Annotated in this window: 10 protein-coding genes; 8 read left to right on the forward strand and 2 right to left on the reverse strand. The window is 68.7% G+C overall.

Going from position 1 to position 16,961, the window contains the following annotated elements; all coding sequences use genetic code 11:
• Positions 1 to 104: 104 nt before the first annotated feature.
• On the reverse strand, positions 105 to 1,139 hold the full coding sequence (locus tag ACZ3TS_RS02290) for a LacI family DNA-binding transcriptional regulator (RefSeq protein WP_467612862.1): 1,035 nt from the start codon (positions 1,137 to 1,139) through the stop codon (positions 105 to 107).
• Positions 1,140 to 1,565: 426 nt separating this feature from the next.
• Here ACZ3TS_RS02290 and ACZ3TS_RS02295 point away from each other — a divergent pair, with 426 nt between their 5' ends.
• From ACZ3TS_RS02295 to ACZ3TS_RS02330, 8 genes are all read left to right on the forward strand, one after another.
• A complete protein-coding gene (locus tag ACZ3TS_RS02295) occupies positions 1,566 to 2,840 on the forward strand; it encodes an extracellular solute-binding protein (RefSeq protein WP_467612865.1) in 1,275 nt (424 codons plus the stop codon).
• 111 nt (positions 2,841 to 2,951) lie between these two features.
• Positions 2,952 to 3,956: a carbohydrate ABC transporter permease gene (locus ACZ3TS_RS02300; RefSeq protein WP_467612868.1), complete on the forward strand. Its 1,005-nt coding sequence runs from the start codon at positions 2,952 to 2,954 to the stop codon at positions 3,954 to 3,956.
• Between the two features lie 13 nt (positions 3,957 to 3,969).
• On the forward strand, positions 3,970 to 4,878 hold the full coding sequence (locus ACZ3TS_RS02305; protein ID WP_467612872.1) for a sugar ABC transporter permease: 909 nt from the start codon (positions 3,970 to 3,972) through the stop codon (positions 4,876 to 4,878).
• Between the two features lie 137 nt (positions 4,879 to 5,015).
• On the forward strand, positions 5,016 to 6,695 hold the full coding sequence (locus ACZ3TS_RS02310) for a glycoside hydrolase family 13 protein (protein WP_467612876.1): 1,680 nt from the start codon (positions 5,016 to 5,018) through the stop codon (positions 6,693 to 6,695).
• Between the two features lie 284 nt (positions 6,696 to 6,979).
• Positions 6,980 to 8,362 carry an alpha-amylase gene (locus ACZ3TS_RS02315; protein WP_467612879.1) on the forward strand — a complete coding sequence of 461 codons (1,383 nt, stop codon included), beginning with the start codon at positions 6,980 to 6,982 and terminating at the stop codon, positions 8,360 to 8,362.
• Between the two features lie 216 nt (positions 8,363 to 8,578).
• Complete coding sequence (pulA, locus tag ACZ3TS_RS02320; protein ID WP_467612881.1) at positions 8,579 to 13,990, forward strand: pullulanase-type alpha-1,6-glucosidase; 5,412 nt, start codon at positions 8,579 to 8,581, stop codon at positions 13,988 to 13,990.
• 78 nt (positions 13,991 to 14,068) lie between these two features.
• Complete coding sequence (locus tag ACZ3TS_RS02325; RefSeq protein WP_467612885.1) at positions 14,069 to 15,688, forward strand: SpoIIE family protein phosphatase; 1,620 nt, start codon at positions 14,069 to 14,071, stop codon at positions 15,686 to 15,688.
• A gap of 43 nt (positions 15,689 to 15,731) precedes the next feature.
• Positions 15,732 to 16,088, forward strand: coding sequence for a 5-carboxymethyl-2-hydroxymuconate Delta-isomerase (locus tag ACZ3TS_RS02330; protein ID WP_467612888.1), 357 nt, complete (start codon positions 15,732 to 15,734; stop codon positions 16,086 to 16,088).
• A gap of 6 nt (positions 16,089 to 16,094) precedes the next feature.
• On the opposite strand, the gene ACZ3TS_RS02335 is transcribed toward ACZ3TS_RS02330, so the two are convergent.
• Complete coding sequence (locus tag ACZ3TS_RS02335) at positions 16,095 to 16,811, reverse strand: TetR/AcrR family transcriptional regulator (protein WP_467612891.1); 717 nt, start codon at positions 16,809 to 16,811, stop codon at positions 16,095 to 16,097.
• Between the last annotated feature and the right edge of the window lie 150 nt (positions 16,812 to 16,961).

Raw genomic sequence — 16,961 nt, forward strand, 5'->3', positions numbered from 1 at the left:
ACAGAGTCTGCCAGAAAAGCGTTCCCCGACCGATCATCCCTTGGAAGGGTTCAGGACGCATGTTCCCCATCCGGCGGACCGCTCCCGGGCCCGGGGACCACTGCCTAGGTACGACTCCGGTCCCCAGGCGCCGAAGCGGTCGAGCCCCGCACCACCAGCTCCGGCATGAACACGAATTCACTGTGGGGTGCGGGTGTCCCGCCGATCTCCTCCAGCAACGTCCGCACGGCCGCCTGCCCCATCGCCGGAACCGGCTTGCGGATCGTCGTCAGCGGCGGATCCGTGAAGGCGATGAGCGGGGAGTCGTCGAAACCCACCACCGAGATGTCCGTGGGGACTTCCAGCCCCTGCTGCCGCGCCGCGCGTATCGCCCCGAGCGCCATCATGTCGCTCGCGCACACCACCGCCGTGCACTCCCGGTCGATGAGCGCGGACGCCGCCGCCTGGCCGCCCTCCAGCGTGTACAGCGAGTGCTGGATCAGCCGCGACTCGATGTCCTGCGCGGACAGCCCGAGCTGCTCCTGCATCGTGCGGACGAAGCCCTCTATCTTCCGCTGCACCGGTACGAACCGCTTGGGCCCGAGGGCCAGCCCGATCCGCGTGTGCCCCAGCGACACCAGATGTGTGACCGCCAGCGACATGGCGGCCCGGTCGTCCGGGGAGATGAAAGGTGCCTGCACCTTCGGCGAGAAGCCGTCGACCAGTACGAACGGCACGCCCTGGGCGCGCAGCCGCTCATAGCGCTGCATGTCGGCGGTGGTGTCCGCGTGCAGCCCGGAAACATAGATGATGCCCGCTACCCCGCGGTCCACGAGCATCTCCGTCAGCTCGTCCTCGGTGGAGCCGCCCGGCGTCTGGGTCGCCAGCACCGGCGTGTAGCCCTGCCGTGTCAGCGCTTGGCCGATGACCTGGGCCAGGGCCGGGAATATGGGGTTCTCCAGCTCCGGGGTGATCAGGCCCACCAGACCCTCGCTGCGCTGGCGCAGCCGCACCGGACGCTCGTAGCCGAGCACGTCGAGGGCGGCCAGCACGGACTGGCGGGTGGTCGAGGCGACGCCCGGCTTCCCGTTCAGGACGCGGCTGACAGTCGCCTCGCTGACCCCCGCCTGGGCCGCGATGTCGGCAAGCCGTGTGGTCACGGGATGGGACTGTACAGGCCGTATGTCCGCCTGCCCACCAAAAGGACGCCGGGCCCGGGCGGTTGAACGGCCCGTGGCGGGTTGCTGCGTCATCGCGCTCCCTCGTGTTCTGTTCGGCGTCCGGTCCGCAACGAGATGATCCCCCGCACCGACGACGTATGGCAAGAGCTTGCAGAGTCTTGCACAAGTGTCCGTGATCCCGCCGAGCAGGCGTAAAGACAAGGCACCGGCCTCTCACGACCAGGTCACGGGCGGGTAACCATCGTCGGTTCTTTCACTTTTTTGCTGCAAGGTCTTTCGCAAGGCTTACATCGCTGTTACGTTCACGTCGCCCGGCGGCCGCAACGGCGCAGTCGGCAAGTCGGCAGGGGCGGCGGACGGGACCGCCACCTGTAGCACACGGGCTTTCACCCTCAAGGAGAACTCATGCGGCGTGGCATAGCGGCCACCGCGCTGGTGGCGTCCGTCGCCCTCGCGGCGACGGCCTGCGGCGGAAGTGACAGCGGCAGCGACAAGTCCGACGGCCCGGTCACCATCACCTGGTGGGACACCTCCAACGCCACCAATGAAGCGCCGACATACAAGGCACTGATCGCGGACTTCCAGAAGGCCAACCCGAAGATCAAGGTCAAGTACGTCAACGTCCCCTTCGACCAGGCGGAGAACAAGTTCGACACCGCCGCCGGTTCCAAGGGTGCCCCCGACGTGCTGCGCTCCGAGGTCGGCTGGACCCCCGCCTTCGCGAAGAAGGGCTACTTCCTGCCGCTGGACGGCACGGCGGCCCTCGCGGACAAGGACAAGTTCCAGTCCAGCCTGATCCAGCAGGCGCAGTACGAGGGCAAGACGTACGGTGTGCCCATCGTCACCGACACGCTGGCTCTGGTCTACAACAAGGCTCTCTTCGAGAAGGCCGGCATCACCGATGCCCCCAAGACGTGGGACGAGCTGAAGGCCGACGCCGCGAAGATCAAGGACAAGGCCAAGGTCGACGGCTACTGGGGCTCCACCCAGGCCTACTACGCCCAGACGTTCCTCTACGGCGAGGGCAGCGACACGGTCGACGCCGGCGCCAAGAAGATCACGGTCGACTCGGACGCCGCGAAGAAGGCGTACGGCACCTGGCTGAGCCTGTTCTCCGGCAAGGGCCTGCACAAGGCCGACACCACCGCCGACGCCTACGCCCACATCCAGGACGCGTTCGTGAACGGCAAGGTGGCCGCGATCATCCAGGGGCCGTGGGAGATCACGAACTTCTACAAGGGCTCGGCCTTCACGGACAAGTCCAACCTCGGCATCGCCACCGTCCCGGCCGGCTCCACCGGCAAGGCGGGCGCGCCGACCGGCGGCCACAACCTGTCCGTGTACGCGGGCTCGGACAAGGCCCACCAGGAAGCGTCGCTGAAGTTCGTCAACTTCATGACCTCGGCGAAGTCCCAGGAGACCATCGCCCTGAAGAACTCCACGCTGCCGACGCGCGAGGACGCCTACAGCGCGCAGGTCAAGGCCGACCCCGGGGTCGCCGGCTACCAGGGCGTGCTCGCCGCCGCCCAGCCGCGCCCGGCGCTGCCGGAGTACAGCTCGCTGTGGCTCCCGCTCGACACCGAGCTGCCCAAGATCGCGGGCGGCAAGGAGTCGCTGGACAAGGGCCTGAGCAACGCGGAACTCGCGATCGCCAAGCTGGTCCCCGACTTCAGCAAGTGAACCCGTGTGGCCGTCGGATCCTCCGGTGAACGGGGGGAAGGATCCGGCGGCCACCGGCCTGCGCCCGGCCCACTTTTCTGATCTTCCTGATTTTCCAGAAGGTGTCGAACCATGACAGTCGCCATCGACCGCGCGACCGGCGAACGGCGCGGTGAGCGAGGACCGCGGCCCGGGCTGGGTCAGCGCCTGAAGCACAGTTACCGGAAGTACTGGTACGCGTACGCGATGATCGCCCCCGTGGTGATCGTTCTCGGCGTCCTCGTGCTCTACCCCCTGGTGTACGGCCTCTACCTCACGCTCACCGACGCCAACAGCCTCAACACGGCCCGTACGATCGGCGTCAACCACATCGACGCCACCTACAAGTTCATCGGGCTGGACAACTACAAGGACATCCTGTTCGGCCCGACGTCGTACGACCGGTTCTGGTCGCACTTCATCTGGACGATCGTGTGGACGGCGCTGTGCGTCGCCCTGCACTACTCCATCGGGCTGGCTCTCGCCCTGCTCCTCAACCAGAAGCTGCGCGGCCGTACCTTCTACCGGCTGCTCCTGATCCTGCCGTGGGCCGTGCCGACCTTCGTCACCGTCTTCGGCTGGCGGTTCATGCTCGCCGACAGCGGCATCATCAACTCCGCCCTCGACGCGCTGCACCTGCCCACGCCGCTGTGGCTCGAGGACACCTTCTGGCAGCGGTTCGCCGCCGTCATGGTCAACACCTGGTGCGGTGTGCCGTTCATGATGGTCTCGCTGCTCGGCGGACTGCAGTCCATCGACACCTCGCTGTACGAGGCCGCCGAGATGGACGGCGCGAGCGCCTGGCAGCGGTTCCGGTACGTCACCCTGCCCGGCCTGAGGTCCGTCAGCTCGACCGTCGTACTGCTCGGCATCATCTGGACCTTCAACCAGTTCGCCGTCATCTTCCTGCTGTTCGGCAACACCGGACCCGACGCCCAGATCCTCGTCACCTGGGCCTACTACCTCGGCTTCGGACAGCAGCCGCGCGACTTCGCGCAGTCGGCCGCCTACGGCATCCTGCTGCTGGCCATCCTGATCGTCTTCACCTCGTTCTACCGCCGCTGGCTGAACCGCAATGAGCAGCAGCTCGCGATCTGAGGCAGGAGTTCCCATGAGTACGACCGCTGTCGAGACCTCCGCCGCGGTGACCAAGGACAGCCCGTCAAAGGCCCCCCGCAGCACCCGGCGCCGCGGCGAGCGCAGCCTCGCCGCGTCCCTCGCCTCCCACGGCATCCTGATCGTCGCGAGCCTCGTCGCGCTCTTCCCGGTCGCCTGGCTGGTCTTCCTGTCCCTCGGCCCGGACAAGGACGACTACCTCCACCCGGGCGGCATCTGGAAGAAGATGACGTTCGACAACTACTCGTTCGTGCTGCAGCACACGGGCTTCTTCGACTGGCTGAAGAGTTCGCTGATCGTCTCGCTGGGCACCACCGTGCTCGGCGTCCTGGTCGCCGCGACCACGGGGTACGCGGTCTCCCGCATGCGCTTTCCGGGCTACCGGAAGTTCATGTGGGTGCTCCTGGTCACCCAGATGTTCCCGGTAGCGGTACTCATGGTGCCGATGTACCAGATCCTGGCCGACCTGCAGCTCATCGACAGCTACCTCGGTCTCGTCCTCGTGTACTGCTCGACCGCGGTGCCGTATTGCGCCTGGCTGCTCAAGGGCTACTTCGACACCATCCCGTTCGAGATCGACGAGGCGGGACGCGTCGACGGGCTGAGCCCCTTCGGCACGTTCGCGCGGCTGATCCTGCCGCTCGCCAAGCCGGGTCTGGCGGTCGCCGCCTTCTACAGCTTCATCACCGCGTTCGGCGAGGTCGCCTTCGCCTCGACGTTCATGCTGAGCGACGACAAGTACACCTTCGCCGTCGGTCTGCAGAGCTTCATCAGCGAACACGACGCCCAGCGCAACCTGATGGCCGCCACCGCGGTGCTGATCGCGATACCCGTCGCCGCGTTCTTCTACCTCGTGCAGAAGAACCTGGTGACCGGCCTCACCGCAGGCGGCACGAAGGGCTGACCCCCACCCAGGGCTCCCGCGCCTGTCCGCGCGGGTGGCGGCCCGCGGTGTCCGTCCGACCCCGCTGTCACCGCGGCCGCCTCGTCACCCGCCGCCCCACCCCGACATGACCCCCACCCCGTCACATCAAGGACGCCATGAGCCAGCACTCCGCCGACCAGGCCCCGAACGCCGCCCTCGCCACCGTCGCTCCCCACCGCGACTGGTGGCGCGACGCGGTGATCTACCAGGTCTATCCGCGCAGCTTCGCCGACAGCAACGGCGACGGCATGGGGGACCTGGAAGGCGTACGTTCCCGACTCCCGTATCTGCGCGACCTCGGCGTGGACGCCGTATGGCTCAGCCCCTTCTACGCCTCGCCGCAGGCCGACGCCGGCTACGACGTCGCCGACTACCGTGCCGTCGACCCCATGTTCGGCAACCTGCTGGACGCCGACGCGCTGATCCGCGACGCGCACGACCTGGGGCTGCGCATCATCGTCGACCTGGTCCCGAACCACTCCTCCGACCAGCACGAGTGGTTCAAGCGGGCGCTCGCCGAGGGACCGGGCTCACCGCTGCGGGAGCGCTACCACTTCCGCCCCGGGAAGGGTGAGAACGGCGAACTGCCCCCCAACGACTGGGAGTCCATCTTCGGCGGTCCCTCCTGGACCCGTGTCACCGAACCCGACGGCACACCCGGCGAGTGGTACCTCCACCTCTTCGCGCCCGAGCAGCCCGACTTCAACTGGAACCACCCGGCGGTCGGCGACGAGTTCCGCTCGATTCTCCGCTTCTGGCTCGACATGGGCGTCGACGGCTTCCGTATCGACGTGGCCCACGGCCTGGTGAAGGCGGAGGGCCTGCCCGACCTGGGCACCCACGACCAGCTCAAGCTGCTGGGCAACGATGTCATGCCGTTCTTCGACCAGAACGGCGTGCACGAGATCTACCGCCAGTGGCGCATGATCCTCGACGAGTACGCGGGCGACCGCATCTTCGTCGCCGAGGCATGGACCCCCACCATCGAGCGCACAGCGAACTACGTCCGCCCCGACGAACTGCACCAGGCATTCAACTTCCAGTACCTGAGCACCGACTGGGACGCGGCGGAGCTCCATGAGGTCATCGACCGTACCCTCGAGGCCATGCGCCCCGTCGGCGCCCCCGCCACCTGGGTCCTGTCCAACCACGACGTGACCCGCCACGCCACCCGCTTCGCCAACGTGCCCGGCCTCGGCACCCAGATCCGCACGGCCGGCGATCGCGAGCTGGGGCTGCGGCGGGCGAGGGCCGCCACCCTGCTCATGCTGGCGCTGCCCGGATCGGCGTACATCTACCAGGGCGAGGAACTCGGCCTCCCGGACGTCGTCGACCTGCCCGACGAGGTGCGCCAGGACCCTGCGTACTTCCGCGGCGCGGGCCAGGACGGGTTTCGTGACGGCTGCCGTGTCCCGATCCCGTGGACGCGCACCGGATCGTCGTACGGCTTCGGCAGCGGCGGCAGCTGGCTCCCGCAGCCGGCGGGCTGGGGCGAACTGAGCGTCGAGGCGCAGCAGGGCGCGCCGGGTTCGACGCTGGAGCTGTACCGCTCGGCGCTGAGCGTCCGCCGGTCGCAGCAGGACTTGGGCGCGGGCGACGCGCTGGAGTGGCTGCGGGCGCCCGAGGGCGTCCTCGCCTTCCGGCGCGGGGAGTTCGTGTGCGTGGCGAACACCACGGGGGAGTCGGTGACGACCCCGGCGTACGGCCGCGTCCTGCTCGCGAGCGGAGAGGTGACGGAGGCGGACAGAGAGGCGAAGGTGCCGGCCGACACGACGGTCTGGTGGACCACCGCCTGACGCGTCGCAAGCATTTTCGTCCGGTTTCAGGGGCCCGTCGTCCGGAATGGACGGCGGGCCCCGTCGTCTGCCCGCGCGGGCTGGCTCAGCTCCAACCGGAGGTAATCCGGTCCTCTTTCACCTGTGTGACAGGAGCATGTCCGGGGGGTTGACCGTCGAGGTCGGGGCTCGTACGGTCTGCTCCACTGCAAGTAGTTGAAAACTTGCAGCAATTCCCTTCAGGGGATCTCGGGGATCTCCGACAGGCCCCTCAGTAGATCCTTCAACGGAGAAGGAACCCCCACATGGCCAGTAGAACGCTCTCCGGCGCCCTCGCCCTCGCGGCCGCCGCCTCGGTCGCCCTCGCCGTCCCCGCCGGAACCGCCCACGCCTCCCCGCCCGGCACCAAGGACGTCACCGCGGTCCTCTTCGAGTGGAACTTCGCCTCTGTCGCCAAGGAGTGCACCAACACCCTCGGCCCGGCCGGTTACGGCTACGTCCAGGTCTCCCCGCCCGCCGAGCACATACAAGGCTCCCAGTGGTGGACGTCGTACCAGCCGGTGAGATACCGGATCGCGGGCCGCCTGGGCGACCGCACGGCGTTCCAGAACATGGTGAACACCTGTCATGCGGCAGGCGTCAAGGTCGTCGTGGATACGGTGATCAACCACATGTCGGCGGGCAGCGGCACCGGCACGGGTGGCTCGTCGTACACGAAGTACGACTACCCGGGCCTGTACTCGTACGCCGACTTCGACGACTGCACCGCCCAGGTCACCAACTACCAGGACCGCTGGAACGTCCAGCACTGCGAACTGGTGGGCCTCGCCGACCTGGACACCGGCGAGGAGTACGTGCGCAAGACGATCGCGGGTTACATGAACGACCTGCTCACCCTCGGCGTCGACGGCTTCCGCGTCGACGCCGCCAAGCACATACCGGCGGACGACCTGGCCAACATCAAGTCCCGCCTGACCAACCCCTCCGCCTACTGGAAGCAGGAGGTCATCTACGGCGCGGGCGAGGCGGTTCAGCCGACCGAGTACATGGGCAACGGCGATGTCCAGGAGTTCCGCTACGCCTATGACCTCAAGCGGGTGTTCACCAGCGAGAAGTTGGCGTACCTGAGCAACTACGGTGAGGGCTGGGGGTACTTGAGCAGCGCGGCCGCCGGTGTCTTCGTGGACAACCACGACACCGAGCGCAACGGCTCGACCCTGAACTACAAGAGTGGCTCCAACTACACGCTGGCCAACGTCTTCATGCTCGCCTGGCCCTACGGCGCCCCCGACGTCAACTCCGGCTACGAGTGGTCCGACGCGGACGCGGGACCGCCGAACGGCGGCCAGGTGAACGCCTGCTGGCAGGACGGCTGGAAGTGTCAGCACGCCTGGCCGGAGATCAGGTCGATGGTCGCCTTCCGCAACGCCACGCGCGGCCAGGCGGTCACCAAGTGGTGGGACGACGGCAGCAACCTCATCGCGTTCGGTCGTGGCACCAAGGGTTATGTGGTGATCAACCACGAGAGCACGACGGCCGACCGGTGGTTCGAAACGTCGCTGCCCGCCGGCACCTACTGCGATGTGCAGGGCTACAGGACCGTGACGGTGAACAGCAGCGGCTGGTTCCAGGCGACGGTCGCCCCGAACACCGCGCTCGCCATCTACGCGGGGAAGTCGAGCTGCTGAGTCCGGCATTCACCCGGAGGTCCGCTGTCCGCCGTGCGCGGGGCGGCGGGCCTTCGTCCGTCGGGCCCCTTCGATGAAAATCCTTTCCGTCGCTTTCAAGCCTCTTGCTGTAAACCTTGCGCGGGCGATACGGTCGCGCGGGCGCCCGGCGACGAAGCCGTCCCGCGGCGCAGGGGTCGGACCCACCTGAGCCGTAATCGCAAGGAGTCAACACCTGTGATACCGAGATGGCCGGCGCCCCGCACGCGCCGTACCCCGAGCCGAAGAAGGGTCGCGGCACTCAGCGTCGCCGCGCTCGCCGCCGCCCTCGTCCAGCCCCTCGCCGCCCGGGCCGCCACACCGCCCGCGCCTCCTTCCGACGCGCGGCTCGCGGCGGAACCCGCCCGGCACGACGCCACCCGCGAGCAGTTCTACTTCGTCATGCCGGACCGTTTCGCCAACGGCGACACCGCGAACGACCGCGGCGGTCTGACCGGTTCACGCCTGGCCACCGGCTACGATCCCACCGACAAGGGCTTCTACCAGGGCGGCGACCTCGAGGGCCTGATCAAGAGGCTCGACTACATCAAGGGCCTCGGCACCACCGCCATCTGGATGGCCCCCATCTTCAAGAACCAGCCCGTCCAGGGCACGGGCGCCGACGCGTCGGCCGGCTACCACGGCTACTGGATCACCGACTTCACCCGGGTCGATCCGCACTTCGGCAGCAACAAGGACCTCCAGACCCTCATCTCCAAGGCGCACGCCAAGGGTATGAAGGTCTTCTTCGACGTCATCACCAACCACACCGCCGATGTCGTCGACTATGAGGAGAAGTCCTACGACTACCTCTCCAAGGGCGCGTTCCCGTACCTGACCAAGGACGGCGAGCCCTTCGATGGCGCCGACTACGCCGACGGGAAGAAGAGCTTCCCGGCCGTCGACGCCGGTTCCTTCCCGCGCACGCCCGTCGTCCCCGCGGCGAAGAAGGACGTCAAGGTCCCTTCGTGGCTCAACGACCCGGCGATGTACCACAACCGCGGCGACTCCACGTATGCCGGTGAGTCGACCACGTACGGCGACTTCTCCGGTCTCGACGACCTGTGGACCGAACGTCCCGAGGTCGTCCAGGGCATGGAGAAGATCTACGAGCGCTGGGTACGCGACTTCGGCGTCGACGGCTTCCGGATCGACACCGTGAAGCACGTCGACATGGAATTCTGGACCCAGTGGGCGACGACGCTCGACAAGTACGCCGCCGCGCACGGACGGAAGAACTTCTTCATGTTCGGCGAGGTCTACTCCGCCGACCCCTCCATCACGTCCCCGTACGTCACCCAGGGGCGCCTCGACGCCACCCTGGACTTCCCCTTCCAGGACGCGGCCCGCCAGTACGCCTCCCAGGGCGGCAGCGCCCAGAAGCTGGCAGGCGTCTTCGGCGACGACTACAAGTACACGACCGACAAGGCCAATGCCTACGAGCAGGTCACCTTTCTCGGCAACCACGACATGGGGCGGATCGGGTACTTCCTGAAGCAGGACAACCCCAAGGCGACCGATGCCCAGCTGCTGGCCAAGGACAGACTGGCCAACGAGCTGATGTTCCTCAGCCGCGGCAACCCGGTCGTCTACTACGGCGACGAGCAGGGCTTCACCGGAGCCGGCGGTGACAAGGACGCCCGCCAGACGATGTTCGCCTCCAAGGTCGCCGACTACCTGGACGACGACGAGATCGGCACCGACCGTACGCATGCGAGCGACTCGTACGACACGAGCGCACCGCTCTACCAGCAGATCAGCGCTCTCTCCGAGCTGCGCAAGGACAACCCCGCGCTCGCCGACGGCGTCCAGACCCAGCGGTACGCGGCCGACGGCACCGGCATCTACGCCTACTCGCGCACGGGCAGCGACGGGACCGAGTACGTCGTCGCCTTCAACAACGCGGACGAGCAGAAGACGGCCGTCTTCGCGACCGGCTCCGCGGACATGAGGTTCCGCGGAATCTACGGGACGTCGGCCGACGTGACCTCCGACGCCGACAAGAAGGTCACCGTCACCGTCCCGGCCGGCTCGGCGGTCGTCCTCAAGGCGGCCGGCCGGCTCGCCAAGCCGTCCACCGCGCCGACCCTCACCCTCAAGGCCCCCGACGCCGGTGCCACCGGCACCGTGGAACTGTCCGCCGATGTCGACGGCGGTCAGTCCGACCGGGTCGTCTTCGCCGCCCAGGTCGGCAACGGCAGGTGGCGGACGCTGGGCTCCGCCGACCACGCCCCGTACAAGGTCACGCAGACCCTCGGCAAGGACGTACCGTCAGGAACCGCCCTGCGCTACAAGGCAGTTGTCATCGACTCTGCCGGACATACAGCCAGCGCCACGGCCGCGTCCACCACCGGAACCCCGCCGGCCCCGGAGGTCCCCACCGCCTCCTCCCGCGACTACGTGATCGTCCACTACAAGCGCACCGACGGCGACTACGGCAACTGGGGCCTGTACGCCTGGGGTGACCTCGCCGACGGCGAGTCCACGACCTGGCCGGACAGTCACCCGTTCATCGGCCGTGACGCATACGGCGCCTTCGCCTACGTCAAGCTGAAGGCAGGTGCCTCGAACGTCGGCTTCCTCGTCATCGACAAGGACGGCAACAAGGACGTCTCCGCCGACCGCACGATCGACGTCACCAGGACGGGTGAGGTGTGGGTCGAGCAGGGCAAGGCGGACGTACTGACCGAGAAGCCCGATCATCCCGCGCAGGACAAGACCAAGGCCGTCATCCACTACCACCGTGCCGACGGGAACTACGACGGCTGGGGCCTGCACGTCTGGACGGGCGCCGCGAACCCCACCGACTGGTCGAACCCCCTGAAGCCGGTGAGGACCGACGCCTACGGCGCGGTCTTCGAGGTACCGCTCACCGACGGTGCCACCAGCCTCAGTTACATCATCCACAAGGGCGACGAGAAGGACCTGTCCGCCGACCAGTCGCTCGACCTCAAGGCCAATGGCTACGAGGTGTGGCTGTTGAACGGCCAGGAGAAGTTCCTGCTGCCCCAGCCCGCGGGCTCGGCCGCCGCGCTCGATCCGACCATCTCCAAGGCGATCTGGATCGACCGCGACACCGTCGCCTGGAACGGCTCCGACGCCGCCGCCTCCACCCAGCTGCTGTATTCCCACGACGGTTCGATCGCGGTGAAGGACTCCACGCTGACCAGCGACGACGAGCGCTGGCTCCGGCTGACCAGGACGACCCTCACCGACGCTCAGAAGGCCAGGTTCCCGCACCTGAAGGACTACACGGCCTGGTCGGTCGACCCGCGCGACCGCGACCGGGTGCGCGAGGCCCTCGGCGGGCAGCTCGTCGCCTCCCAGCGGGCCGCGAACGGCGCCGTGCTGGCCGCCACGGGTGTCCAGATCGCCGGCGTCCTCGACGACGTGTACGCCGGCGCGGCGAAGTCCGAGCTGGGCCCCGCCTTCCGCAACGGCCGCCCCACGCTGGCCGTTTGGGCTCCCACGGCGCAGTCCGTGAAGCTCGAGCTCGACGGCTCCGTCGTCGCGATGAAGCGAAACGCCACCACCGGCGTCTGGTCCGTCACCGGCCCCGCCGCCTGGATGAACAAGCCCTACCGGTATGTCGTGAAGGTGTGGGCGCCCACCGCCCGCAAGATCGTCACCAACAAGGTCACCGACCCCTACTCGGTCGCCCTCACCGCGAACTCCGAGCGCAGCCTCGTCGTCGACCTCGACGACAAGTCCCTCGCCCCGGGCGGCTGGTCGACCCTGCGTAAACCCAAGGCCGTGCCGCTGAAGGACGCCCAGATCCAGGAGCTGCACATCCGGGACTTCTCCGTCGCGGACAAGACGGTCCCGGCCCAGGACCAGGGCACCTACCTCGCCTTCACGGACAAGGGCAGCGACGGCTCCAGGCACCTGCGGGAGCTCGCGAAGTCGGGTACCTCGTACGTCCACCTCCTGCCCGCCTTCGACATCGCCACCATCCCCGAGAAGAAGTCCGACCAGGCCACCCCCGGGTGCGACCTCGCCTCCTACGCCGCCGACTCCGACCGGCAGCAGGCGTGCGTCGCCGCGACCGCCGCGAAGGACGCCTACAACTGGGGCTACGACCCGTACCACTACACGGTCCCCGAGGGCTCGTACGCCACCGACCCGGACGGCACCGGCCGTACGGTCCAGTTCCGGAAGATGGTCAAGGCGCTGAACGAGGACGGCCTGAGGGTCGTCATGGACGTCGTCTACAACCACACGTCGGCCAGCGGCCAGGCGGACACCAGCGTCCTCGACAAGATCGTTCCGGGCTACTACCAGCGGCTCCTCGCCGACGGCTCGGTGGCCGGCAGCACCTGCTGTGCGGGAACCGCGCCCGAGAACGCCATGATGGGCAAGCTGGTCGTGGACTCGATCGTCACCTGGGCCAAGGAGTACAAGGTCGACGGCTTCCGCTTCGACCTCATGGGCCACCACCCGAAGGCGAACATCCTCGCCGTGCGCAAGGCCCTCGACGCGCTCACGCCCGCGAAGGACGGCGTCGACGGCAAGAAGATCATCCTCTACGGCGAGGGGTGGAACTTCGGCGAGGTCGCGAACGACGCCCGTTTCGTGCAGGCCACCCAGCAGAACATGGCAGGCACCGGCATCGCGACCTTCTCCGACCGCGCCCGCGACGCCGTACGCGGCGGCAGCCCCTTCGACTCGGACCCGGGCATCCAGGGCTTCGCGTCCGGGCTGTACACCGACCCCAACTCCTCGTCGGCGAACGGCACTCCGGCCGAGCAGAAGGCCCGTCTCCTGCACTACCAGGACCTCATCAAGGTCGGCCTCAGCGGCAACCTCGCCAAGTACCACTTCACCGACTCGGACGGCAAGGGGGTCACCGGCGCCGAGGTCGACTACAACGGCGCTCCCGCCGGCTATGCGGAAGCGCCCGGCGACGCCCTGGCGTACGCCGACGCGCACGACAACGAGTCGCTGTTCGACGCGCTCACGTACAAGCTGCCCAAGGACACGTCCGCATCCGACCGGGCCCGTATGCAGGTCCTCGCCATGGCGACGGCCACCCTCTCGCAGGGCCCGTCCCTCTCCCAGGCCGGCTCCGACCTGCTGCGCTCCAAGTCCCTCGACCGCAACTCGTACGACAGCGGCGACTGGTTCAACGCCATCCACTGGGACTGCCGGGACGGCAACGGCTTCGGGCGCGGACTGCCGCCGACCGCCGACAACCAGTCCAAGTGGCAGTACGCGGGGCCCCTGTTGACGTCGGTCAAGGTGGGATGCGACCAGATCGACGCCGCTTTCGCCGCGTACCGGGACCTGCTGAGGATCCGGACGACCGAGTCCGTCTTCTCCCTCGGCACCACCCTCCAGGTGCAGTCGAAGCTCTCCTTCCCGCTCTCCGGCAAGGACGAGACGCCCGGCGTGATCACGATGGAGCTGGGTGACCTGGTCGTCGTCCTCAACGCGACCCCGAAGAAGCAGGAGGAGACGGTCGCGGGCCTCGCCGGGAGGGAGTACGCGCTGCACCCGGTGCAGGCCGCGGGCGCGGACCCTATCGTCAAGACGTCCTCGTACGCTGCGGAATCGGGCACGTTCGCCGTTCCGGGTCGTACGGTGGCGGTCTTCTCCCGAGTCGCGCGCTAGGGCCTTAGCGTGGTGGGGTGGACCGGGAACCTCCGGGTCCGCCCCACCCTTTTTCCCGTGCGCCGAGGGGCGGCTCACATGGACGGCAACGGCAAGCAGACGGGTTCCACCGTGCTGCTGGTCGACGACGCGCCGGCCAGCCGCTGCGCACTGGGAGCTGTGCTCCGCCGGGCGGGACACCGCGTCGTGCCCGTCGCCAGCGGCGGTGAGGCACTGAGCGAACTCGGCCTGCGGCTGCGCGAGGGCACCCTGCCCGACGTCGCCCTCGTCGACGTGGGCCTGCCGGACATGAGCGGCTTCGAACTGTGCCGCAGGCTCAAGTCCCAGCCCACCACCGCCGCGCTGCCGGTCGTGCACTTCTCGGCCGTCTCCGCCGGGCCCGGCTTCCGCTGCCGGGGGCTGGACTCCGGCGGCGACGCGTTTCTGTCGGTGCCGGCCGAACCCGAGGAGATCCAGGCCGTCGTACGGGCCGCCGTGCGCGGTGCCAGGATGCGTACCGGGGCGGAGGCACTGGCGCGCCGACTGACACTGCTGTCCGAGACGATCGTCTCCGTGCAGGCGGCGCGGTGCATGACCGAACTGGTCCGCGCCGCCGCCGAGGGCACCGCCCGGCTCTCCGGCTCGCCCGCGGTGGTCTTCGTGCTCGGCGAGGACGGCGAGCTGTACCGGGGCCTGTCCCGGTCCCGGGCGAGCGCCGCGCTCCCCGACGCCGATGCCCACGAGACCGTGGCCAGGCTGATCCGCGGCCTGGCCGCCGGGCACACCGGGGCACGCGGCACGGTCGTGCCGTACCCACTGTGGCCCGCGGGGTTCCTGCGGCCCGGAAAGCCCGACGACGCGTGTGTGGTGGTGGCGCGCACCCAGGAGGGCAAGCCGGCCGTCTGCCTCGCCGTGCCCGCGCGCGGCCCGGCCGTCGAGGGCGACGCACTGGTCACCCGGCTCGCCCAGGCCACCGCGCTCGCCGCCGAAGCCCTGCTCATGTACCAGGTGGAGCGGCATGTCGCGCTCACCCTGCAGCACAGCTTCCTGCCCCAGGAGGCGCCCGCGATGCAGGATGTCGAGATGGTCGTCCGCTATGTGCCCGCCTCCCGCCAGACCGAGATCGGCGGCGACTTCTACGCGGCGCTGACCACTTCGCGCGGGGTGCTCGCCGCGGTGGGCGATGTCGCCGGGCACTCGCTGGACGCGGCCACCGTCATGGTGGAGATCCGGCACGCGCTGCGCGCCTACTGCGTCGAGAACCCGGACCCGCAGAGCCTGGCCGGGCGCCTCGACCGGCTGCTGCAGCACTTCCACCCCGATGTCACCGCCACCGTCTGTCTGGTCCTCGTCGATCCCGACAGCGGGCGCGTACGCATCGCCAACGCCGGCCACATCCCCCCGCTGGTCGTGCACCACGACGGCACCGCCGAGTACGCCCAGGCCGACGGCCCCTTGCTCGGACTCGGCCTGGACCGGCCGCCGCCCACCGAGGTGGTGCTGCGGCCCGCGGACCGGCTGCTCATGGTCACCGACGGGCTCATCGAGAACCGCGGCACCGACCTGGCCGTGTCGATGGAACACCTGCGCACGGCTGCCGCCGACGCCCCGCCCGGCGTCGGCACGCTGTGCGACACGCTGCTCGGCTGCTTCGGCCAGGACCGCGAGGACGACATCGCGCTGCTGGCGCTGCGACTGGGTGACCGGGTCGGAGGGTGACCGGACTAGGCTGAGGACGTCCGCCGTTTGAACAGGAGTGCCCGTGCCGCAGATCACCGTCGACTACTCCGCACCGCTTGAGGACTCCTTCGACCGGCGCGGGTTCGCGCTGGCGCTGCACACCGAGGTGGTCGAGATCGCGGCCGCGCGGATCGAGGCGTGCAAGACGCAGTTCCGCCGCACCGGGGACACCACGGTCGGCGCCGACCCGGACGGGCACGCGGTCGTGCACGTCGCCCTGGGGCTACTGGCCGGACGCACCGACGAGACCAAGGTGAGGCTCACCGAGACCACGCTGGAACTGCTGCGGCAGTACGTGAAGCCGGACGCGGGACTCGCACTGCACGTGTCCGCCGAAGTGCGGGACCTCGACCCGTCCTACCGCAAGTTCGAGAGCTGACGGTCGTCAGGACGCCAGCAGGACCAGCCGGGCGACCAGGTCGCTGAATGGCCCGTCGGCCGGCTCGTCCTGGAGGACTCGGCGCAGCACCGCTGCCATCTCGTCGTCGTGGGCGGCGCTCACCGCCGCAAGCGCCGCGAAGTCGTGCACGAGCTGCACCTCCAGCTCGCGGCGCGGGATCCGCCGCCCGTCCAGCCAGAGCAGCGCCGTCGACTCGACGAGCGAGATCCACGAGCGGATGACCAACTCAAGTCGCGCGGGCGGCTCCTGGACCTTCAGATGCGCGAGGATCTGGACATAGGCGGCCTGGCGCACCGAGTCGATGAGCGCATTCGTCCGCGACACCGCGTCCATGGAGCGGACTCCGTCCGCGGGGACGGCCGGACCGCCGCGCATCAGTGCCGAGAATCCGGGCCCGTGGTCGTCGACGAAGTCGAAGAACCGGCGCATCACCCGTAGCAGCCGCCTCCCCAGCGGGCCCTCCTGCGGTTCCACGAACCGGGCCGCCAGATCCTCGGACGCACGCCTCAACGCGGCTTCGTAGAGGCTGAGTTTGCCAGGAAAGTAGTGGTAGACCAGCGGCCGCGAGATGCCCGCGGCCGACGCTATCTCGTCGATGGAGACCTCGTCGGGGGAGCGCTGGCTGAACAGTTCGAGGGCGACGCCGATCAACTGCTGCCGCCGCTCCTCGACTCCCATTCTGCGGCGTACCCCGGTTGTCATGCGAACACCTTACCGATCGAATCCGGCCCCGAACGGGCCCGAGTGACCGCGGTCATTCACAAATCAAGCACAAGTTTCTCACCGGACGCTCGCGACACACCGACGGGCACGGTCAACGTCCGTACGCGGCACCGCGGTTCGAGTGCGAAC

The organism is Streptomyces sp. NPDC022910, from assembly GCF_055561075.1.